The sequence below is a fragment of the Aliarcobacter vitoriensis genome (assembly GCF_048320235.1).
In the GTDB taxonomy this organism is placed as follows: Bacteria; Campylobacterota; Campylobacteria; order Campylobacterales; family Arcobacteraceae; genus Aliarcobacter; species Aliarcobacter vitoriensis.
The window spans coordinates 1,967,712-1,989,216 of record NZ_CP182882.1 but is presented as its reverse complement, the minus strand read 5'-3'; the positions used below and the strand labels follow the sequence as shown (position 1 = coordinate 1,989,216).

Genomic DNA, 21,505 nt, shown 5'->3' with positions numbered 1-21,505 from the left:
AGTTAAAGAACTATGTTATTTTCCCATTTGTTTTGCAACTTCAGCTGCGAAATCTTCTTCTTTTTTCTCAATTCCTTCACCTAATTCAAATCTTACATATCCAGTAATTTGAATAGATGCATCAACTTCCGCAATAGCTTGTTCAACAGTTTGTTTGTCGTTCATAACATAAGCTTGAGATAAAAGTGCAAATCTTGTGTCTAATTGAGTATTATCAGTGATAAATCTTTCAATTTGTCCAGGAATAATATTTGCCCAAATTTTTTCTGGTTTACCTTGAGCTTTTAATTCATCTTCAAATCTTTTTTTTGCAGCTGCAATTGCTTCCTGCGTTAATTGAGATTTAGAGACAAATTCTGGAATTTTTTTCAACGGTTTTTTTAATCTTGCTAATTCATCATTTTCAGCTTCAATCTCAGCTCTAATAGCTCTATTTTCAGACTCAACAAATGCTGGATCTAAATCTGTATAAGATATAACTGTTGGTTTCATAGCACTTGCATGCATTGCAATATTTCTTAATAATGCTGCAGCTTTATCTTTAACACCAGCATCACATTTTGCTGCTAAGATAACACCTGTTCTTCCAGTAACATGCACATAACCATTAACAACTTCTCCACTTAAAGTTGATAATTTTCTAGCAACAATATTTTCACCAATAGTTGCAATTTTTTCTGCTAAAAATGTTGAAAACTCTTGTCCATTAATTGATGAACTATTTAAAGCTTCAGCATCTTTAATTCCATTATTTGCAGCATGAGAAGTAATCTCTTTTGTCAAGTTAATAAAATTCTCATTTTTAGCAACAAAATCTGTTTGTGCATTAAGCTCTAAAATTACACCTTTAGTATTATCACTATTTATTTCAATAGCAATTAAACCTTCAGCAGCTACATTTCCAGCTTTTTTAGCAGCTTTTCCAAGTCCAGCTTCTCTTAAAGCTTGAACAGCTTTATCTAAATCTCCACCAGTCTCATTTAAAGCATTTTTGCAGTCCATCATTCCTGCACCAGTAAGTTCTCTTAATTCTTTAATTAATTGTGGTGTAACAGCCATATTATGCTTCCTCACCTTCAAAAGCAACTTCTTCACCTTCAGCCATAGCTTCAGCTAAAACTTCATCTTTTTCAGTTTGAGTTACAGGCTCTACAAATTCTTCACCATTTGCATCAGCAAGTGCTGCTTTACCTTCGTTCATAGCTGCTGCCATTTCGTTGCAGAATAAATGAATTGATCTAATAGCATCATCATTTCCTGGAATTGGTAAATCAACAACATCTGGATCGCAGTTTGTATCAAGTGGAGCTACAACAGTAATTCCAAGTCTTCTAGCTTCAGCAATAGCAATTTTCTCTTTTACTGCATCAAGAACAAACATCATATCTGGTAATTTATTCATTTCTTTAATTCCACCAAGATATAACTCTAATTTTTCTTCTTTTCTAGTAAGCATTAAAGCTTCTTTTTTAGTTAAAAGGTTTATTTGACCTTCTTCTCTCATTTTTTTAATAATTTCTAATTTTCTAATTGATTTTTTAATTGTTCCAAAATTTGTTAGCATTCCACCTAACCATCTGTGGTTTACATATGGCATACCGCAAGATTCAGCAGCTTTTTTGATAGTTTCACTAGCTTGTTTTTTAGTTCCAACAAAAATCATTGTTTGACCTTCAGCAGCTCTATCTCTAACAACATTGTATGTATATCTGAAATATCTTAACGTTTTTTGTAAATCTATAATATAGATATTTTTTCTAACACCGAAAATGAATTTTTTCATTTTTGGATTCCATCTTCTTGTTTGGTGTCCGAAGTGTACACCACACTCTAATAGGTCTTTCATAGTAACCATGAGTAATTCTCCTTGAATTAATTTGTTTTATTTTTTGTATGGGTTTAGCCTCTGTATCCCTTAATGCAAAGCTTACACTCAACACAACCCGAACAAGGATTGATACATGTGAGGTACTAAATTTCAAAAAATTGAAAAATAGAACTGCGATTATATCCAAATTACATTAAGATTTGTTTAATATTTTTAAGATCTCTTCTTTATCACTAAATGGATATTTTTTATCTTTTATAATTTGTGTAGCTTCATCACCTTTACCTAAAACTAGAACTACACTTTTATCATTTGCCATTGCAATAGCCTTTTTCAAAGCCTCTACACGATTAACTTCAACTATAACATTTGATTTATCATATATACCAGTTAAAATATCCTCAATAATTCTTTCTGGCTCTTCAAATCTTGGATTATCACTAGTTACAACTATACTTTTTGAATACTTTTGTGCAATTTTTCCCATAAGTGGTCGTTTTGCACTATCCCTATTCCCACCAGCACCAAAAACACAAATTATCTCTTTATTAGGAAAACTTTTTAAAACTTCTTCCATTCCATCAGGAGTATGTGCAAAATCTACAATAACAAGTGGATTTAAAGATACAACTTCAACTCTACCACTAACACTTCCAAAATTTTCCAATGTTTTACAAATATCTTCTAATTTTCTATTTGTCAAAATATGAACTGCTCCTAGACTAGCCATAAGATTGTAAATATTAAAAATTCCCATCATTTCTGAAAAAAATGTATAAGTTTTATCTTTGTACAAAAACTCTACTTTCATACCATGTTCAAACTCATATTTATTTACTTTATAGTCTGAATTATTTTCTAAAGAGTAGGTAAAAGCATTTGTAGGATTGTATTTAACAACTTTATCATCTATATTTATAAGTTTTTTGCTTTCATCACTTAAAAAAAGATTTTTAACTCTTATATACTCTTCGATAGTTTTATGATAATCAAGATGGTCTCTTGTGATATTTGTATGAAGCTTTAAAGCAAAATCCAATCCCTCAATTCTTTTTTGTTCTATTGCATGAGAACTTACTTCCATAATAAAAAATTCACAAGCATTTTGTATAGCTTTTTGAATATGTGTAAAATTTCCGATTTGAACAGGAGTAGTTAAAGAATAATCTTCAACTTGATTTTCATTTATAAAAAATCCTCTTGTACCTTGAAGTGCAACTTTATATCCTAAATTTAACAAAATATTATAAATAGTTGTTGCTGTTGTTGTTTTTCCATTTGTTCCAGTTATTCCAATAACTTTAATAGAACTCATATCCAAATAATTTTTTAGTTCATCTGCATTTATTATTTCAAATCCACCATTTAATGCAATATCTTTATATTGCTCATTTTGTTTTGAAACTACAAAAACACTATTTTGCTCAAGTTCGATTGTATTATCTGTAAAAATTCTATCTTTTATGATTAGTTTCATTTTTTTTCTCTTCTAATTTTTCATATAGTTTTAAAATCTCTTTATCATAAGTAAAGTACTCATTAAAACCTTCTAAATAATTGTACGCTGTACTACTAAAGCCATTTTCTATAAGTTTTGTAACAAAATCATAAAAATCTTCTTTTGTTTCAATAGCAACTTTTGTTGAAAACATAATATCTTCAAAAGCAATTTTAAAAGAACCTCTTTCTTCTATTAGTTTTTTAAAATCATCATATTTTATGGCTTCAAGAGAATCAACAGTTGAATCACTAAATTCTTTTAGCAAGTTCATCATTTTTTCAACATCACCATCATAAGCATTTATCATATCTTCCATATATTTTATAGCTTCATCTAAATCATTGGCTTTAACGATTGTGAAATAATCAAATAAAGCAATAGCTTTATTTTCATCCTCTAAAGCTATATCACAAAATAATGGATAGAGTTTATACTCTTTATTTTCTGGAAAATGTGAAGTTAATAAAGAGTATAAAAATAAAGCTTCATCAAATCTTCTTTGCATAAACAAAGAGTTAGCATCATCTAATAATCTACTCTCATTTACCATTATTTCAATCCTCTAAATAGTTTTCTTGCCCTATTGGAACATTTATTATTTGTAAATCTGGATGTATTGCACTTTTCAACTCTTTTTCAACAACATATTTCAATGTACTTCCACTTGCACTACAACCAACACATGCACCTTGAAGCTGAATATAAACTTTTGCATTTTTGATAGCTAAAAGTTCCATTGCACCACCATCTCGTGCTAACATTGGAGATATTTTTTTCTCAACAATATTTTTTACTGGCTCTTGTAAATCTTCATCTGTAAATGGAAACATCTTTATCTCCTTACTTTTTTTTCTTCTTATTTACTAAATATATTCCAATAGCAGTTAGTACCAAAAGAACTGCTATTGTTTGAAATATAAAGTTTAAAGTTACTTCTTCTTGAAACATTTTTTTCCTATTTTACTACTTCTTCACATCTTTGGCAAAGAGATTCTTCATCATTTGCTGTAAACTTCCAACATCTTGGACATTTATGTGCTGTTGCTTTAAATATTTTAAACTCTTTATCTTCTATTTTAAAACTTCCTAAAATATCTTTAGCTTCTTTATTTGATAATGAACTAACCAAGAACCAATCACTTGATTCAACTTCATCTAAAGCTAAAAACTCTTCACAATTTGTAGAGATTTCCAACTCTAAAGTTGATTTTATAATTTTTTCTTTACTTAAAGCATCTTTTACTTCAGAGAATTTTTCTTTAGCTTCTAAAAATAACTCTTCATTGATATTTGACTGAATTTCTGGTAAATCAAACTTTTTAAAATCAAATATATCTTGGCAATCTTCTTTTATAATAGCTGGTGCATACTCTAAAAGCTCATCCATAGTATATGTCAATATACAAGCCATAGTTGATATAAGCTTTTTAGCAATTAGTGCCATCGCACTTTGAGACGCTGTTCTATGAATATCGTTTTTATCATCACAATACAATCTATCTTTACAAACATCAAGATAAATCCCAGATAAATCAACAACTAAAAAATTGTTTAACTTATTTAATCCTTTTGAGAACTCATAAGCATTAAAAGATTGTTCTATTTCATCAAATACTTTTTTAGCTTTATTTAAAATCCACTTATCCAAAATTCCCATTTGTGAAACATCAACTATTTTTTCTAAACCATCAATATTTGCCAATAAAAATCTTGCCGTATTTCTTATCTTTCTATAAAGTTCACCATTTTGTTTTAAGATATTATCAGAGATTTTTAAATCACTTTGATAATCACTCATAGCAACCCAAAGTCTCAAAATCTCACTTCCATACTCTTTTAAAACTTTGTCAGGAGCTACAACATTTCCTTTAGATTTACTCATTTTTTCACCTTTTTCATCAACAGTAAATCCATGAGTTAAAATTGATTTATAAGGTGCGATTTCGCTACTTGCTAAAGTTGTAAGAAGTGAAGATTGGAACCAACCTCTGTGTTGGTCACTTCCTTCAAGATACATATCAGCAGGGAAAGTTCCAGCATCGTAATTTCTACTTCTTAAAACTGCATTTTGTGTACTTCCACTATCAAACCAAACATCTAAAATATCTAAAGTTTTTTCTAAATCATCTGGGTTTAATCCACTTCCAGGATATAAAAGTTCACTAACTTCCAAATCATACCAAGCATCACAACCTTTTTGCTCAAAAATCATAGCTGTATAATTTAAAACTTTTTCATCAAAGATGATTTCATCAGTTTTCTTATTTCTAAAAAATGCGATTGGAACTCCCCAATCTCTTTGTCTTGAAATACACCAATCAGGACGACCTTCAAGCATTGCTTTTAGTCTATTTCTTCCCCATTCTGGATAGAATTTTAGATTTTCTACAACTTCAAGTGCATTTTCTCTTAAAGTTTTGTTTTTATTTCCATATTTATCATCTATTGATATAAACCACTGTTTTGTTGCTCTAAAAATAATTGGTGTATGAGTTCTCCAACAATGTGGATAAGAGTGTCTTATATCACTTTTTTTAAGCAATGCTGAACCTAACTCTTCAAGAATTAAATCATTTGCTTTAAATACATTTAAACCTAAATATTTAGAAGTATCTTTAAAAAGTTTTTCTCTAACTATTGTTTCATCATATTTTCCAAAAGCATCAACAGGCATAATTACTTCAATTCCATATTTAAGCGATACTTTGTAGTCATCTTCACCATGACCAGGTGCAGTGTGAACAGCACCACTTCCAGCACTCATTTCAACATGATCTCCAAAAATAATTACAGAATCTCTACCATTTAATGGATTTATAGCTTTTGTATTTTCTAACTCTTTTGTATTTATAATTTCAACTATTTCACCTTTTATTACTTCATTTTCAATCAATGAATTATAAAGTTTCTTTGCTACTATAAATTTATCACTAGTTTTTACATATTCTTCTTCTGGATTTATAGCAATTGCTTGATTTGCTGGAAGAGTCCAAGGTGTTGTTGTCCATATAATCAAACTTGCATCAAGATTTTGGTGTTTAAATGCTACATAAATTGATGGAGAAGTTTTATCTTCATACTCAACTTCAGCTTCAGCAAGTGCAGTTTGTGCTGCCCAAGACCAATAAACTGGTTTGCTTCTTTGGATTAATAATCCTTGTTTTGCAATAGCACATAATTCTCTATAAATATTTGCTTCAAATTTAAAATCCATAGTTAAATAAGGATTGTCCCAATCAGCGATAACTCCAAGTTGTTTAAATTCATTTTTTTGAATATCTACAAATTTTGTAGCATGTTCTCGACATAGTTCTCTAAGTTTTGATTTTGCAATAGTTTTTTTCTTCTCACTTCCTATTTTTTCTTCAACTTTTTGCTCAATTGGAAGTCCATGACAGTCCCAACCTGGAACATATCTTATAGTTTTTCCTTCAAAATAGTGAAATTTATTGATAATATCTTTTAAAATTTTATTTAAAGCATGACCTATATGTATATTTCCATTTGCATAAGGAGGTCCATCATGAAGTGTAAATGACTCACAACCTTCTCTGTTTTTTTTCATCTTTTCATAAACTTTTTTTTCATCCCATTGTTTATATTTCAATGGTTCATTTTGCGGAAGATTTCCTCTCATAGGAAATTCTGTTTTTGGAAGCAATAAACTATCTTTATAATCCATTCTTAACACCTTTATTCTCAAATATTTATAGTTTTATTAAAGGATAGATTATATCTAAATATATTTTAAAACTTATATTTAATGATTTTTAAGGCAATTTGATGAGAAAAGTAATAAAAAATGATGAATTAAATAAAGAGAGCAAAAAACTCTCTTTATTTCTTATTTAATACTAAAATTTATATTTCAAACTCAACATTCCATTAACTGGTTCTCCATAGTTATAAGCAGTACCGTTATATCCAGAATAATATGTTTTATCAAATAAGTTATTAATATTTAACTGTCCAGATAAATTTTTACTAAAGTTATAAGATGCCATCACATCAACTGTTGCATATGCATCTTGTTTAATTTCTCGTGTTCCAGATGAATTTCTTGAATAGCCTTTACTTTTCCAATTAACTCCTGTACCTATACTAAAGTCATTTATACTATATTTTGTAAAAATATTTATATTATTTCTAGCATTTGTAGTATTAATTTTATTTTTTTCTCCATCTTTTGCTTCATAGTTTGCAAATCCAGCACTTAAATCCCAATTATCAGTAAGTTTTCCAGAAATTTCAAGTTCAACTCCTTTTGAAACAACTCCATCTTTTGATTCCCAAATATTATTTCCAGTATTAGGATTTGTTACCCATGTATCTTCAGCATAATTATCTTGTTCTATTCTAAATACAGTTAATCCCATATTTAATTTTTTATCAAAATACTCACCTTTAATTCCAACTTCATAATTTCTTCCTAAAATTGGATGTAAAAGCTTATCATCTATATCTTTTGCATTTTGTGGTTTAAAAATATCTGTATAACTAGCATATACCGAGTGATTTTCATTCACATCATAAACTAAACCAACAAATGGTGTGAATTCATTTGTGAAATCATATTTTTCATAAATACTAAATCTATCATTATCTGATTGATAATCATAATTTGTTAATCTTCCTCCAAGAATAAGTTTTAAATCATCAATTATTTCAAATTTACCTGTAAGATAAAAAGCTGTTTGTTTAGATTCAGTTACAAAATTTGGAACTGATATTGTACTACTCGGTTTAACAAGCCCACTTCCATCTTGAGTAAATAAATTATCTATAATAAAAGTTGGACCACCCTTCCATGTTTGTTTTGCATTTTGTTTATTGTATTGAAAACCTGCAATAATCTCATGTTCTCTATTTGCAAGTTTAAAAGGAATAGAACTATAAATATCTACATTATCCTCTTTTATTTCTTGTGGCATATGCATCACACCATAACTTAATCCTGAGCCATCTTTATTCAAACTATTTCTTAAAATACCAACTAATCTATCCTTTGTCTTCATATCATTGTGTGTATATATAGTATTTATTAATATGTCATTATCAAAATAGTGTTTTGCACTTGCAAAATATGATTTTATTTCTGTATCCCAAGATGTCCAATCTGCTGTATAGTTTTTTGACCTAGCAAAGTTTGTTCTTGTTCCATCTATATAAAAAGTTGGCATACCATTAATATCTCTATCATCTAGTTCATAACTTGCACCTGCTGAAATTGTAGTATTGTCTGTAATATCTGCGTCAATTACTGCATAAACTAAATCATTTTCTTGATGATATCTATCTTTAAAAGTATCTGTTTCTTTATAACTTGCTACTAATCTTCCTCTTATACTTCCATCTTCATTTAATGGTGTTGAAATATCTGTTTTTAGTTTATAAGTATCCCAACTACCAGCACTTACATCTATATCACCTTTAAAGACTTTTGAGTTGGCATGTTTTCTTACCATATTTATAGAAGCTGCAGGATTTCCTGCTCCAGTTGTAAGTCCATTTGCACCTTTTACTATTTCAACTCTATCAAGCTTATCCATATTATAATTATTTACAGTAAAATCATTTTGAGATGTTGGTATACCATCTAATTGATAATAATCCATAAAAAAACCTCTAGAGTAATAAGCTGTTCGTGGGTCAGCAGTTCGACTTACAGTTACACCTGTAACATTTTTCATCAAAGTAGAAAAATCATCTATTTTTTTATCTTCAAGCATTTGTTGTGTTATTACTGATACTGATTGTGGAGTTTCACGGATAGATAAATCAAGTTTTGTAGCTGTTCTCATACTTCCTGTTGTGTATGAGTTTGAGTTCTCTGTTGTACTTCCTAGATAATTTCCACTATTTACAGATATTTCATCTAAAACAGTAGTATTACCAAAGTTTTGATATTTTGGTTTTTCTATTATATATATTACACCATCTTCTTGTATAGCTTTTAATTCATTGGGATTTAATATGCTATTTAAACTATCTAATACCGTACCCCCCCCTGAAACTCACTTTTTGGGAATCTATACTTTTATCTTTCAGGTTATTAGCTTTTGAAATATATGTTACATTATATTTCTTTACTATATTCTCTACTGCTTCTTGCAAACTTATCTCTTTTGCATTTAACATTGTTCCACTTAACATCATTGATGTTATAACTGAAATGAAAACTCTATTTTTCATCTTCTAATCCTTTGTATTAATTTTGAGAATTTGTTTCTCTATATAGTAAGACGATTTAAATGAAAAAAATGGACAATTTTTGCAAAAGAATTTTGAAATTTGCTAGTTTGAGTTACTTTTGGTAACAAAAATAATCTATTCTAAAATATTTTATTAGGAAATATATTTATATATCTGTTAAACTAAAATAAAAATATTATATGATAGAATCTTTGCAAAATTTTGAAAAAAATATAGGATAGGAAAAAAATGAGTGCAAAACACTATGAAGTAATTATTGTAGGTGGTGGGATTTCTGGTGCAGCTTTATTCTTTGAGCTAGCAAAATATTCTGATGTAAATAGTATCTGTTTACTTGAAAAGTACGATGATTTAGCAACTTTGAATTCAAAAGGAACAAGTAATTCTCAAACTATTCACGTTGGAGATATTGAGACAAATTATACTTTTGACAAAGCAAAAATAACAAAAAGAACAGCAAAAATGATTGAAAAATTCAATCTTATGTATGATCTTCAAGATAAAATTATGTTCAAACACCAAAAAATGGCGTTAGGAGTTGGTGAAAAAGAAGTTGAATTTATCACAAATAGATACAATCAATTTAAAGAAATTTTCCCTTATTTAGAACTATGGGATAAAGAAACTTTAAGAGAGAAAGAACCACTTTTAGTTTATGCAGATAAAGAAAGAACTAAAGATAGACCAGAACCAATAGTTGCTATGGGAACAAATGACCAATATACAACTGTTGATTTTGGAGCTATGACAAAAGAGCTTGTAAAAGCTGGTCAAAATGCAAACAGTGAAAAAACAACTGATGTATATTTTAATTCTGAAGTTGATGAAATAGAAAAGATTGCTGACAAATTTAAAGTTACAACAGTAAATGGTACTGTTTATACTGCTGATTTTGTTGTTGTAAATGCTGGTGCACACTCTTTATACTTAGCACATAAAATGGGATATGGAAAACATATGGGTTCTTTATCTATGGCTGGGTCATTTTATATTACAAATGGTACATATTTAAATGGAAAAGTTTATATGGTACAAAATGATAAATTACCGTTTGCAGCACTTCATGGTGATCCAGATATTTTATGTGAAGGGAAAACTAGATTTGGACCAACTGCTCTTGCACTATTAGTTTTAGAAAGATATAAAGGTGGAAAATCATTCTTCCAATGCTTAAAAACTATGAATTTTGATGGAAATATTATGAAAATTTTCTGGGATTTAATAAAAGACAGTGAAATAAGAAACTATGTATTTAAAAATTTCTTATTTGAAATTCCTGGGATTAATAAAAAGTTATTCGTTCAAGATGCACAAAAAATTGTTCCTTCTTTAAGTGTAGAAGATATTGAGTATGCGAAAGGATTTGGGGGAGTAAGACCACAAGTTTTAAATAAAGAAGAGAAAAAACTAATGCTTGGAGAAGCTTCAATCAATCCAGGTAATGGAATTATTTTCAATATGACTCCATCTCCAGGTGCTACTTCTTGTTTAGGAAATGCTGAAAGAGATATCAAAGAAGTTTGTAAATATTTAGGAAAGGCTTTCCACGAAGAACAATTCTTAGCTGATTTTACAGAAAAATAATTTTAAAAAGGGTTTAAAAGCCCTTTTTTATAAAGGCTTTCTATGTCAAAAATATTCTCTAACAAAAATATGCAAAAATTACAAAATACTTTACGCAAATCACAAAAAACAATTACAACAGCAGAGTCTTGTACTGGTGGATTAGTTTCTAGTATGATTACAAAAATATCTGGTTCATCTGATATTTTCAATGGAAGTATTGTCAGCTACTCAAATCATATAAAAGAAAAAGAATTAGGTGTTAAAAAATCAACTTTAGATCGTTTTGGTGCAGTAAGCATTGAAGTGGTTGAAGAGATGCTTGAAGGTGCTATTAAAAAGTTTGATTCAAATTTTGCTATTGCAATCTCAGGAATTGCAGGACCATTAGGTGGAACAAAAGAAAAACCTGTAGGAATGGTCGTTATTGGAAGTTGCAATGATTTAGGGCATAAAAAAGTAAAAATATTTAACTTTAAAGGTAAAAGAGAAGAGATACAAAAACAAGCTGCACAAACAGCTTTAAAACAAATTTTAAAATTTGTGAAAAAAACTCTTGACAATTAAAATAAATTGCACTATAATTCCAGTCCATTTTAAGTAGAACACTTAAAATATTTTAAATGACTCGTTAGCTCAGCCGGTAGAGCATCTCACTTTTAATGAGGAGGCCGATGGTTCGAATCCATCACGGGTCACCATTTTTATTGTTACATACTTGGCCCCTTCATCTAACGGTTAGGATTCATGGTTTTCATCCATGCCACAGGGGTTCGAATCCCCTAGGGGTCACCAAGGTCAATATGTAACTTTAATTGGTCGATTAGCTCAGTTGGTAGAGCGCTACCCTTACAAGGTAGATGTCATAAGTTCGAGTCTTATATCGACCACCATTGTTTATTTAGGTGCGGCCGTAGTTTAGTTGGTTAGAATGCCTGCCTGTCACGCAGGAGGTCGCGAGTTCGAGTCTCGTCGGCCGCGCCACTTAAATAACTTTTTTATTTTGACTCGTTAGCTCAGCCGGTAGAGCATCTCACTTTTAATGAGGAGGCCGATGGTTCGAATCCATCACGGGTCACCACTTTTTATTGTTGTATAACTTGGCCCCTTCATCTAACGGTTAGGATTCATGGTTTTCATCCATGCCACAGGGGTTCGAATCCCCTAGGGGTCACCAAGGTCAATTATACAACTATAAATCCACTTAATTGGTCGATTAGCTCAGTTGGTAGAGCGCTACCCTTACAAGGTAGATGTCATAAGTTCGAGTCTTATATCGACCACCATTGTTTATTTAGGTGCGGCCGTAGTTTAGTTGGTTAGAATGCCTGCCTGTCACGCAGGAGGTCGCGAGTTCGAGTCTCGTCGGCCGCGCCACTTAAATAAATTTAACTCTTTATTATTAAAATCTAGTTATCATTACACTTTATTTACATAAGGTTGCAAATGTTAAAAGCCAAAAGTCTTTATCACTTAATTGTATACAGTATATTTTTTATAGTTATTTTAATCTCCTTTTTTACATTTATTATTATTAATAATGCTCATGATGAACTACAAGAAAAGGTACATACTTTAAAAGTTGACTATACAAATAATCAAAAAGACTTATTAAAAAACTATGTGAATTATATTTTAAAATTTATTGATTACTATTATGAAGAGAATAAGTACAAAAAATCAGATGATGAAATAAAAAAAGATATTTTAAAAGCTTTAGAAAAAATTTCAATAAGCCCTGATCCAAATGAATATATATTTATTTATGATGATAATGCAACTTTAATATACAATGCCACGATAGATAAAACAAATATTGGAAAGAATTTTTCAGATTTCGAAGATTTTAATGGTAAAAAAGTTCTTTTAGAATTAATAGAAGCTTCTAAAAATGTTGATGGTGGTTTTGTCGATTATTTTTGGTCAAAGCCAGAAATACACAAAGAAAAAAATAAACTATCGTTTGTAAAATCTTACGATAAATGGAATTGGATAATAGGCAAAGGTGTATATCTTGATGAAATAGATAGATTAATAAAACAAAAAGAAGAAGAATATAATAAAAAAATATCTAACTATACTTTACAAATTACATCTTTAACAATCTTACTTATTTTATATTCAATATTTATCTATAAAAATGCAACCATATTAATCGTAAAAGATGTTCAAGAAATTGGAAAATATTTTAAAGAATCAGAGGAAAATAGTAATCCAATAAATCAAAATAGGATTATTTTTGGTGAATTCAAAGTAATAGCAAACTATGCAAATGATGCCATGACAAATATGAAACTAAAAACTACTATGCTTGAAGAATTAAATAAAAATTTAGAATTTAAGGTTAATGAAAAAACAAAAGAACTTTCAAATTTAGTTGAATCACAAAAGCAATTTATAAAAAATTCTGTTCATGAAATAAATACACCATTAGCTATTATAAGAACAAATATTGATCTACTTAAAATGAAAGTTCCAGAGAATAATTATATTACAAATATAGAATCAGGTTCAAAAATAATCCAATATATATATGATGATTTATCTTATTTAATCAAAAAAGATAGAGTAATTTATGAAAAAGAGTATTTAAACTTTTCTGATATTCTAAAAGGAAGATTAGAATTTTTTGATGAAATTGTCAAATCAAATTCACTATATTTTATAAAAAATATTGAAGATGATGTATATATCAAATTTAATTCAACTGAACTTCAAAGGGTAATAGATAATAATTTATCTAATGCTGTAAAATATTCTTTTAGTACATCTGCAATTTTCATAAAACTTTTTTATATAGATGATGAAAATATAGAATTTAGTGTAACTACAAACTCGAAAAGTATTGATGATGTTGATAGAATTTTTGAAGATTTTTATAGAGAAAATTCTTCTCGAGGAGGATTTGGATTAGGTTTAAAAATTGTAAAAGAAATTTGTGATAAGAATTTCGTTACAATATCTATATTATCAGATAAAAAAGAGACAAAATTTACTTATAGGTTTAAAATAAATGAAAATACTACTTCTTGAAGATGAATTAATGTTAAATACTGCTATTTGCGAATATTTAAGAAATATAGGTCATATGGTAGAAAATTTTTTAGATGGGAAAGATGCTTTAGATAATATTTCCAATGGATATGATTTACTTATTTTAGATGTAAATGTTCCAACAATTGATGGATTTGAACTTTTAAATGAATTAAATATCAAGAAAATTCACATTCCAACTATTTTTATATCTGCTCAAATTGATATAGAAGATATAACTAAAGCCTACGAATTGGGTTGTAGAGAGTATATAAAAAAACCTTTTCATTTAGGAGAATTGGGTATAAAAATAAATCAAATTCTAAAAAAAGAACAAAACAATACTTCTCATATTAGATTTTCTGAAAATTACTCTTATTCAAAAGATAAACAAACTCTATATTTTAATGGTGAACCACAAAATCTTACAAAGAAACAACTTGAAATAATACATATTTTAGCCCTAAATATAAATATGATTGTAGATTTTGAAAGATTTAGAGTTGATGTTTGGGATGCTGAAAATATAGATAATCCAACAATAAGAGCTGAAATCTCAAGATTAAAAAAAGCCTTAAAAGAAGATTTTATAAAAAATATTCGTGGTCTTGGCTACAAAATCGATAGATACTACTCAGTATAAACATAAAACTTAGCTTTTTGCTATGTTTTTGCTACTATTCATAACTATAATTCCCTAATTTTATAAGGACAGTTATGTGCAATCAAGAATTAGAAAAATCCTTTTTTAAAGATAATATTATATTAATTTTGAATCTAGTTATACCATTTTTTATATTCTCTATAATTTTTGGGATAATTTTCATAGATTTTTATAATCAAATAGAAATTTTTGGTACAAAACTAGGATATTTTATAAGTGGTCAATTAACTATTTATTTCTCTATTTTTACACTATATATTTATAATAAAAAAATATCTCAAATTGAGAAAAAATATGAGATTTTAAAATAAATGGAACTACAATCTCTAATATATTTATTTGTAGGTGTATCGTTTACAATATACTTTGGTTTAGCTTTATGGACAAGAGCTAGTTCTACAAAGGATTTTTATATTGCTAAAAATACTTTTCATCCTATTTTTGGAGGAGCTTCTATTGCAGTTGACTTTATAAGTGCTGTTACTTTTATATCTTTAAGCGGTGCTTTTTTAAGTTATGGATATGGAAGTATATCCTACATTATAGGTTTAATTGGTGGTTTTGTTTTACTTTCAACTCTTATTATTCCATATTTACACAAGGCACAATTTCTATCAATTCCAAGTTTTTTTGAAAAAAGGTACTACTCAAAATCTATAAAAGTAATATCTATTTTTATAGTAGTTTTGATATCTTTTATATATATTTCAGCACAATTAAAAGGTGTGGGAATAATATTTTCAAGAATTTTTCAACTTGATTTAACAACTGGTTTATTATTGGGTATGTGTATAACTTTAATTTATGCATTTATTGGAGGAATGAGAAATATGGCTTATGCACAAATTGCACAATATATCATTATTTTATTTGCATTTATGACTCCAGCTATATTTTTAACTATTCAATTTACAACAACATTTTTACCTCAATTAGCAATTTTTTCAAAAACATCTTTTGCTCTTTCTAATACTGTTCAAGAAGGAACTCATCTTTTACTCGCCTTCGAGCAAGTTTTAGATGATTTAGGATTTATACCAAATTCTGATTTAAACTTATTAAATACTGTTTTAATTACTATGTCTTTAATACTAGGTGTTGCTTGCTTGCCACATATTATAATTAAATTTTTCTCAAACCCAACAGTAAAATCTGCTAGAAAATCTGCTTTCTGGGCATTAGTTTTTATATCTGTTATTTATACATCAATGCTTTCTATTTTTGCTATTTCAACTTTAAATATTGTAGAGAATACTAATAACATAGAATATGAAGCTTTTATAAATGATGAAATAAAAACCCAAGATAATAAAATAAATAGCGGAAAATGGCTAACTATTTGGCAAAACATAGGATTAGTAAAATTTGAAGACAACAATCAAAATGGAATTATAGATTTAAAAAGTGGTGAAAATAACTTTGGAGAATTAAATATCAATCCAGATGCAATAGCACTTTTAAATACAGAGATTGCAAACCTTCCAAATTGGATTATAGCCTTAGTATTAGCTGGAGCTTTAGCTGCAACATTGTCTACAATAACTGGGCTAATTTTACTTATAAAAACAACAATATCATACGAATTATTGGAACAAAATCTAAAAACAAATAAAATAAATAAAGTTTTACTATCTAAACTTATAATCATCATAATTATAGTTTTAGCAACTTTATTTTATATTCCAAATTTTACTATTTTACAAACAGTAGCTGTTGCATTCACTATTTGTGCAGCTACAATATTTCCTACTTTATTTTTAGGAATCTTCTATAAAAAAACAAATAAACAAGGTGCTATTTTTGGTATATTAACAGGATTAATATTTACTTTAATTTATAGTATTATTTGTTTATATATGAATGAAAACTTTATTTTTAATATAAGAGTTGAAGGAATAGGATTTTTAGGAGCTATTTTTAACTTTATTGTTACAATAATTGTTTCAAAATTCACATCAAAACCACCAAAAGACATTGATGAATTTGTTGATTTTATTAGGCTTACATAACCAATACACAAGGAGTAAAGATGAGCATTCAAGATCAAGAGAGTTTTTTATCAAAAATACATCCATTTGAAGTTTTATCACCTAGCCAAATGGCTATGTGTGTACAACATATGGATATAGCGTATTATCCAAAAGACACCATATTAATAGCACCTGAAAAAATACCTAATTACTTTTTTATAATTATAAAAGGGTCAGTTTATGAGTATTCTAAAGAAAATATTGTAGTTATGGATTATCAAAGTGAAGACACTTTTGATTCAAACTCTTTAATTTATGGACAATGTGAACATACTTTTAAAGTTCATGAAGAACTTATATGCTATGAAATAGACAAAAAAGCTTTTTTATCTTTAATAGAAAAAAATCAAGATTTTAAAGATTTTTTTTTAAAGGACTTAGTAAATAAAATCCAAACTCTAAAAGATAAAGAGTACACTTCACAACTATCATCTTTTATGATTGCAAAAGTTGAAGATACTCTAATTCACGAAGCTTGTCTTGTTGATGAAAATACAAAATTAATAGATGCAATTGATAAATCAATGCAATATAAAACATCAACTATAATCGTTCAATCAAATACAAAAGAGTATGGAATCATCACGGATTCCTTACTTAAAGTAAAAGTGCTACTTCAAGGACGAGATCTATCAATACCTGTAAAAGACATAGCTATTTTTCCACTTCTGACTATAAAAAATGATGATTATTTATTTGAAGCGCTTACAATTTTAGTTAAAAAAAACATAAAAAGAGTTGGAGTTACAAATAGCAATGGTGAAATGATAGGAGTATTAGAGCAAATAGATATATTATCGCACTTCGCAAATCATACATATGTAATAGAATCAAAGATAAAAAATGCAAAAAATATAGAAGATTTAAAAGATGCAAGCAAAGATTTTATAGATATTATACTAAGCTTACAAGCAAAAGGTGTAAAAATACATCATATTTCAAATCTTATAGGTCAATTAAATACTAAAGTTTATCAAAAGATTTTTTCTTTAATACTTCCTGAAAACTTACAAAAAGATGCTTGTCTATTCGTTATGGGAAGTGAAGGAAGAAATGAACAAATAGTAAAAACAGACCAAGATAATGGGCTAATTGTAAAAGATGGTATAGATGTTGAACAATATAGACCTTATATGCAACAAATTACAGATAGCTTAATATTTTTAGGTTATCCTCCTTGTGATGGCAATATAATGGTTTCGAATCCATATTGGTGCAAATCTTTTAGTGATTTTAAATCTACTATTATAAAATGGCTAAATAACACTCAAGATATGAAGAACTTTTTGGATTTGGCTATATTTGTAGATGCCTTTGCAGTTGCAGGAGATAAAAATCTTTTAATTGAATTAAAAGAATTTTTATCATCAAAGATTCAAAATGATATTTTTATGGCATATTTCGCAAAATCAACAACAGCCTTTGAAACACCTACAACAATATCTAATTTTATGGGAAAAAACAACCTTATAAATATAAAAAAGGCTGCGATATTTCCAATAGTTCAAGGAATACGAAGCTTAAGTTTAAGAGAAAAAATCAAAGAAACTACAACTGTAAAAAGAATAAAAATTCTTGAACAAAAAAATATTTTAGAAAAAGACAAAGCTGCAGAATTAATAGAAGCTTTTGAGATAGTAAATACCTTAAGATTAAAAAATCAACTAGATCTTCTACAACAAAATAAACCTATATCAAATGAAATAGATATAGAAGAGTTAGGGAAAATAGAAAGAGATTTACTAAAAGAGTCTTTTAAAATTGTAAATGAATTTAAAAATTTCATAACATATAGATTTAATTTAAATAAGATTTTCTAATATGTTTAAAAATTTAATTAGAAAATGGCAAAGAAAAAAGCTTTTAGATAAAAAGTATGATTTTCTCTTTGACGAGGCTCCTTATGGAGAATTTATAAGTTTGGATTGCGAAACAACAGGTCTAAATCCTAAAAAAGATGAAATTTTATCTATTGGTGCAGTTTTAATTAAAGAAAATAAAGTTTTAATGAGAAAGACATTTAATATTTTCTTAAAACCATCAAAAAATATAAATCCAGAATCAATAAAAGTCCATTTATTAAGAGAGATTGACTTACAAAATGCTATTGAGCCAGATGATGCTATCTACAAACTTTTAGAATTTATTGGTTCTCGTCCAATTGTTGGATACTATATAGAGTTTGATATGTCAATAATTTCTAAATATACAAAACAATTAATCGGAATAAAACTTCCAAATGAAGCGATTGAAGTATCAGGAATGTATTATGATATTAGAAAATCAACTGCAAACTATGGTTTTATAGACTTAAAATTTGACACTATTATGAAGTTTCTTGATATTCCAGTTTTAGGAAAACATGATGCTTTAAATGATGCAATTATGACTTCTATGATATTTTTAAAACTAAAAGAAATTCAAAAACAAAACAATTCTCAAAAAAATAAGCTATAGAAATACCATTTTCTGGTATTTCTACACTTTCTAAATATTTTTTTCCAATATTTTTTTAAATGCTATGCTTTTGCAACTAAGATATTTTACTATTTCAATGAATCTTATTTTAGGAGAAAAAATGAACAAAGAATTGGTAGAAAGGATTAAATCTAATCCTAAATACAAAGAGCTTATTTCAAAAAGAAGTTCTTTTGCTATTAAATTAGCAATCTTTATTTTGGTAGTTTATTACGGTTTCGTTTTAGTTATCGCATTTAATAAAGAGTTCTTCGCTACAAAAGTTGGTGAAGTTATGACTGTTGCATGGCCTATTGCCGCAACTATTATCGTTATTGCATTTGTTTCAACTCTTATTTATGTTTTAAGAGCAAATGGTGAATTTGAAGACTTAGAAATGTCTATTAAAAATGATGTAAAGGATATTCTATAATGTTAAAAATACTATCTTTATTAGGTTTATCATCATTAGCATTATTTGCATCTGATGGGGGAACAGTAAATATTCCTGCTGTTATAATGTTCTTTGTATTTATCGTAGGAACTATGGGTATTACAAAATGGGCTGCTAGTAAAACAAAATCTGCTTCAGATTTCTATACAGCAGGTGGTGGAATTTCAGGATTCCAAAATGGTCTAGCAATTGCTGGAGATTATATGTCTGCTGCTTCATTCCTTGGTATTTCAGGAATGATTTTTTTACATGGATTTGATGGTATGATTTATGCTATTGGATTCTTAGTTGGTTGGCCAATTATTCTATTCTTAATGGCTGAAAAATTAAGAAACTTAGGTAAATTTAACTTTACAGATATTGCTGCATATAGACTTGATGAGCAAAAAATAAGAATTCTTGCTGCATTTGGTTCTTTAACAGTTGTAACTTTCTATTTAATTGCTCAAATGGTTGGAGCTGGAAAATTAATTGAATTATTATTCCATATTCCATATGCTTGGTCAGTTATAATTGTTGGTGCATTAATGATTATTTATGTAACATTTGGTGGTATGCTTGCTACTACTTGGGTACAAATTATCAAAGCTGTATTACTTCTATCTGGAGTAACATTTATTGCTATAATGGTTCTTTCACACTATGGTTTCTCATTTGGTAGTTTGGCAGCTGAAGCTGTTAGTATGCACCCTAAAGGTGAAGCTATATTAAAACCAGGTCCATTCGTTGCTGATCCAGTTTCTGCTGTATCATTAGGACTTGCTTTAATGTTAGGAACTGCTGGATTACCACATATTCTTATGAGATTCTTTACAGTTGGAAATGCAAGAGAAGCTAGAAAATCTGTTGTTTGGGCAACTGCATTTATTGGTTATTTCTATTTAATCATCGGTGTTGTTGGTTTAGGTGCTGTTGTTTTCTTACTAAGCCCTGAAGGTGCAATTTACTTTAAAGATGGAATTATTGACTTTAAAGGTATTATTGGTGGAAATAATATGGCTGCTGTACACTTATCTGCTGCTGTTGGTGGAGATATTTTCTTAGGATTTATTGCGGCTGTTTCTTTTGCTACTATTTTAGCCGTTGTTGCTGGTCTTACACTAGCCGCTTCTAACTCTATTGCACATGATTTATATGCAATCGTTATTAGAAAAGGTCAAGCTACAGATGCTGAAGAGATGAAAGTTTCTAAAAGAACAGTTTTAGTTATTGGTATAGTTGCTATTCTTTTAGGATTTGCATTTGAGAATCAAAATATTGCATTCATGGTTGGTCTTGCATTTGCTATTGCAGCATCAGCTAACTTCCCAATATTAATTTTATCAATCTATTGGTCAAAATTAACAACAAGAGGTGCATTTATTGGTGGGTTCTTAGGACTTATCACTGCTATACTTTTAGTTGTATTAAGTAAAACAGTATGGGTTGATATATTTGGATTTGAAAGTGCTATATTCCCATATACACAACCTGCATTATTCTCTATACTTGCAGCATTTATTGGAATTTGGTTCTTCTCTATAACTGATAAATCAGCTAGAGCAGAAGAAGACAAATCTGGATTTGAAGCTCAAAGAATTAGAGCTGAAACTGGTATTGGTGCTGATGGAGCTGTATCACACTAAAATTTTACTAAAGAGAGATATCTCTCTTTAGTTTTCTTAAAAAACACTTAATTTTTATAACTAAATATAATAATTAAAATATTATTTTTTGTTACAATTTTACATAATAATTTAAATTTATACATAATTTTTACATT

18 protein-coding genes and 8 tRNA genes are annotated in these 21,505 nt (G+C 28.2%); 18 read left to right on the top strand and 8 right to left on the bottom strand.

Features of this window, described 5'->3' with window-relative positions:
* Positions 1-15 precede the first annotated feature (15 nt).
* From tsf to ACNSOS_RS09865, 8 genes are all read right to left on the bottom strand, one after another.
* Complete coding sequence (tsf, locus tag ACNSOS_RS09900; protein ID WP_418185154.1) at positions 16-1,059, bottom strand: translation elongation factor Ts; 1,044 nt, start codon at positions 1,057-1,059, stop codon at positions 16-18.
* A 1-nt stretch (position 1,060) separates the two neighbouring features.
* Complete coding sequence (gene rpsB, locus ACNSOS_RS09895) at positions 1,061-1,855, bottom strand: 30S ribosomal protein S2 (protein WP_113908534.1); 795 nt, start codon at positions 1,853-1,855, stop codon at positions 1,061-1,063.
* A 166-nt stretch (positions 1,856-2,021) separates the two neighbouring features.
* Positions 2,022-3,305, bottom strand: a complete 1,284-nt coding sequence (locus tag ACNSOS_RS09890) for a UDP-N-acetylmuramoyl-L-alanyl-D-glutamate--2,6-diaminopimelate ligase (protein ID WP_418185153.1) — start codon at positions 3,303-3,305, stop codon at positions 2,022-2,024.
* Positions 3,283-3,879, bottom strand: coding sequence for a hypothetical protein (locus tag ACNSOS_RS09885; RefSeq protein ID WP_113895049.1), 597 nt, complete (start codon positions 3,877-3,879; stop codon positions 3,283-3,285). Before ACNSOS_RS09885 ends, ACNSOS_RS09890 begins: the two co-directional genes overlap by 23 nt.
* A 4-nt stretch (positions 3,880-3,883) precedes the next feature.
* Entirely contained in the window at positions 3,884-4,159 is a 276-nt protein-coding gene (locus ACNSOS_RS09880; RefSeq protein ID WP_113895050.1) for a NifU family protein, read from the bottom strand.
* A 125-nt stretch (positions 4,160-4,284) separates the two neighbouring features.
* Positions 4,285-7,011, bottom strand: a complete 2,727-nt coding sequence (gene ileS / locus ACNSOS_RS09875; RefSeq protein WP_418185152.1) for an isoleucine--tRNA ligase — start codon at positions 7,009-7,011, stop codon at positions 4,285-4,287.
* Positions 7,012-7,183: 172 nt separating this feature from the next.
* Complete coding sequence (locus ACNSOS_RS09870; protein ID WP_418185151.1) at positions 7,184-9,130, bottom strand: TonB-dependent siderophore receptor; 1,947 nt, start codon at positions 9,128-9,130, stop codon at positions 7,184-7,186.
* Positions 9,131-9,314: 184 nt separating this feature from the next.
* The gene (locus ACNSOS_RS09865) at positions 9,315-9,521 is read right to left on the bottom strand and encodes a hypothetical protein (RefSeq protein WP_418185150.1); all 207 of its coding nucleotides are present in this window, start codon (positions 9,519-9,521) and stop codon (positions 9,315-9,317) included.
* Positions 9,522-9,770: 249 nt separating this feature from the next.
* Between ACNSOS_RS09865 and ACNSOS_RS09860 the strand changes: the two genes are divergently transcribed.
* From ACNSOS_RS09860 to ACNSOS_RS09775, 18 genes are all read left to right on the top strand, one after another.
* Positions 9,771-11,126 (top strand): FAD-dependent oxidoreductase, encoded by a 1,356-nt coding sequence (locus tag ACNSOS_RS09860; protein ID WP_113895052.1) that lies wholly within the window; start codon positions 9,771-9,773, stop codon positions 11,124-11,126.
* A 42-nt stretch (positions 11,127-11,168) separates the two neighbouring features.
* On the top strand, positions 11,169-11,672 hold the full coding sequence (locus ACNSOS_RS09855) for a CinA family protein (protein ID WP_418185149.1): 504 nt from the start codon (positions 11,169-11,171) through the stop codon (positions 11,670-11,672).
* 58 nt (positions 11,673-11,730) lie between these two features.
* A tRNA-Lys gene (locus ACNSOS_RS09850) sits at positions 11,731-11,806 on the top strand.
* Between the two features lie 19 nt (positions 11,807-11,825).
* Positions 11,826-11,900: transfer RNA gene (locus ACNSOS_RS09845), tRNA-Glu, on the top strand.
* Between the two features lie 22 nt (positions 11,901-11,922).
* Positions 11,923-11,998 (top strand) — tRNA-Val (locus ACNSOS_RS09840).
* Between the two features lie 14 nt (positions 11,999-12,012).
* A tRNA-Asp gene (locus ACNSOS_RS09835) sits at positions 12,013-12,089 on the top strand.
* A gap of 21 nt (positions 12,090-12,110) precedes the next feature.
* Positions 12,111-12,186: transfer RNA gene (locus ACNSOS_RS09830), tRNA-Lys, on the top strand.
* A 21-nt stretch (positions 12,187-12,207) separates the two neighbouring features.
* Positions 12,208-12,282: transfer RNA gene (locus ACNSOS_RS09825), tRNA-Glu, on the top strand.
* Positions 12,283-12,315: 33 nt separating this feature from the next.
* Positions 12,316-12,391: transfer RNA gene (locus tag ACNSOS_RS09820), tRNA-Val, on the top strand.
* 14 nt (positions 12,392-12,405) lie between these two features.
* A tRNA-Asp gene (locus ACNSOS_RS09815) sits at positions 12,406-12,482 on the top strand.
* 69 nt (positions 12,483-12,551) lie between these two features.
* A complete protein-coding gene (locus ACNSOS_RS09810) occupies positions 12,552-14,138 on the top strand; it encodes a cache domain-containing protein (RefSeq protein ID WP_418185148.1) in 1,587 nt (528 codons plus the stop codon).
* Positions 14,119-14,781 (top strand): response regulator transcription factor, encoded by a 663-nt coding sequence (locus ACNSOS_RS09805; RefSeq protein ID WP_418185147.1) that lies wholly within the window; start codon positions 14,119-14,121, stop codon positions 14,779-14,781. Before ACNSOS_RS09810 ends, ACNSOS_RS09805 begins: the two co-directional genes overlap by 20 nt.
* 74 nt (positions 14,782-14,855) lie before the next feature.
* Complete coding sequence (locus ACNSOS_RS09800; protein WP_418185146.1) at positions 14,856-15,113, top strand: sodium/substrate symporter small subunit; 258 nt, start codon at positions 14,856-14,858, stop codon at positions 15,111-15,113.
* A complete protein-coding gene (locus ACNSOS_RS09795) occupies positions 15,114-16,811 on the top strand; it encodes a VC_2705 family sodium/solute symporter (protein ID WP_418185145.1) in 1,698 nt (565 codons plus the stop codon). It abuts the gene before it with no gap.
* A 20-nt stretch (positions 16,812-16,831) separates the two neighbouring features.
* Entirely contained in the window at positions 16,832-18,652 is a 1,821-nt protein-coding gene (locus ACNSOS_RS09790; protein WP_418185144.1) for a DUF294 nucleotidyltransferase-like domain-containing protein, read from the top strand.
* Position 18,653: 1 nt separating this feature from the next.
* Positions 18,654-19,289 carry a 3'-5' exonuclease gene (locus ACNSOS_RS09785; RefSeq protein WP_113908545.1) on the top strand — a complete coding sequence of 212 codons (636 nt, stop codon included), beginning with the start codon at positions 18,654-18,656 and terminating at the stop codon, positions 19,287-19,289.
* 121 nt (positions 19,290-19,410) lie between these two features.
* Complete coding sequence (locus ACNSOS_RS09780; RefSeq protein ID WP_258238022.1) at positions 19,411-19,722, top strand: DUF485 domain-containing protein; 312 nt, start codon at positions 19,411-19,413, stop codon at positions 19,720-19,722.
* Complete coding sequence (locus ACNSOS_RS09775) at positions 19,722-21,368, top strand: cation acetate symporter (RefSeq protein ID WP_418185143.1); 1,647 nt, start codon at positions 19,722-19,724, stop codon at positions 21,366-21,368. Before ACNSOS_RS09780 ends, ACNSOS_RS09775 begins: the two co-directional genes overlap by 1 nt.
* Positions 21,369-21,505: the final 137 nt, after the last annotated feature.

Excerpts from the sequence above, each read along its gene's own strand:
- tsf (WP_418185154.1), bottom strand. The coding sequence starts at position 1,059 with ATGGCTGTTACACCACAATTAATTAAAGAATTAAGAGAACTTACTGGT.
- rpsB (WP_113908534.1), bottom strand. The coding sequence starts at position 1,855 with ATGGTTACTATGAAAGACCTATTAGAGTGTGGTGTACACTTCGGACAC.
- ACNSOS_RS09890 (WP_418185153.1), bottom strand. The coding sequence starts at position 3,305 with ATGAAACTAATCATAAAAGATAGAATTTTTACAGATAATACAATCGAA.
- ACNSOS_RS09885 (WP_113895049.1), bottom strand. The coding sequence starts at position 3,879 with ATGGTAAATGAGAGTAGATTATTAGATGATGCTAACTCTTTGTTTATG.
- ACNSOS_RS09880 (WP_113895050.1), bottom strand. The coding sequence starts at position 4,159 with ATGTTTCCATTTACAGATGAAGATTTACAAGAGCCAGTAAAAAATATT.
- ileS (WP_418185152.1), bottom strand. The coding sequence starts at position 7,011 with ATGGATTATAAAGATAGTTTATTGCTTCCAAAAACAGAATTTCCTATG.
- ACNSOS_RS09870 (WP_418185151.1), bottom strand. The coding sequence starts at position 9,130 with ATGAGAACAGCTACAAAACTTGATTTATCTATCCGTGAAACTCCACAA.
- ACNSOS_RS09865 (WP_418185150.1), bottom strand. The coding sequence starts at position 9,521 with ATGAAAAATAGAGTTTTCATTTCAGTTATAACATCAATGATGTTAAGT.
- ACNSOS_RS09860 (WP_113895052.1), top strand. The coding sequence starts at position 9,771 with ATGAGTGCAAAACACTATGAAGTAATTATTGTAGGTGGTGGGATTTCT.
- ACNSOS_RS09855 (WP_418185149.1), top strand. The coding sequence starts at position 11,169 with ATGTCAAAAATATTCTCTAACAAAAATATGCAAAAATTACAAAATACT.
- ACNSOS_RS09810 (WP_418185148.1), top strand. The coding sequence starts at position 12,552 with ATGTTAAAAGCCAAAAGTCTTTATCACTTAATTGTATACAGTATATTT.
- ACNSOS_RS09805 (WP_418185147.1), top strand. The coding sequence starts at position 14,119 with ATGAAAATACTACTTCTTGAAGATGAATTAATGTTAAATACTGCTATT.
- ACNSOS_RS09800 (WP_418185146.1), top strand. The coding sequence starts at position 14,856 with ATGTGCAATCAAGAATTAGAAAAATCCTTTTTTAAAGATAATATTATA.
- ACNSOS_RS09795 (WP_418185145.1), top strand. The coding sequence starts at position 15,114 with ATGGAACTACAATCTCTAATATATTTATTTGTAGGTGTATCGTTTACA.
- ACNSOS_RS09790 (WP_418185144.1), top strand. The coding sequence starts at position 16,832 with ATGAGCATTCAAGATCAAGAGAGTTTTTTATCAAAAATACATCCATTT.
- ACNSOS_RS09785 (WP_113908545.1), top strand. The coding sequence starts at position 18,654 with ATGTTTAAAAATTTAATTAGAAAATGGCAAAGAAAAAAGCTTTTAGAT.
- ACNSOS_RS09780 (WP_258238022.1), top strand. The coding sequence starts at position 19,411 with ATGAACAAAGAATTGGTAGAAAGGATTAAATCTAATCCTAAATACAAA.
- ACNSOS_RS09775 (WP_418185143.1), top strand. The coding sequence starts at position 19,722 with ATGTTAAAAATACTATCTTTATTAGGTTTATCATCATTAGCATTATTT.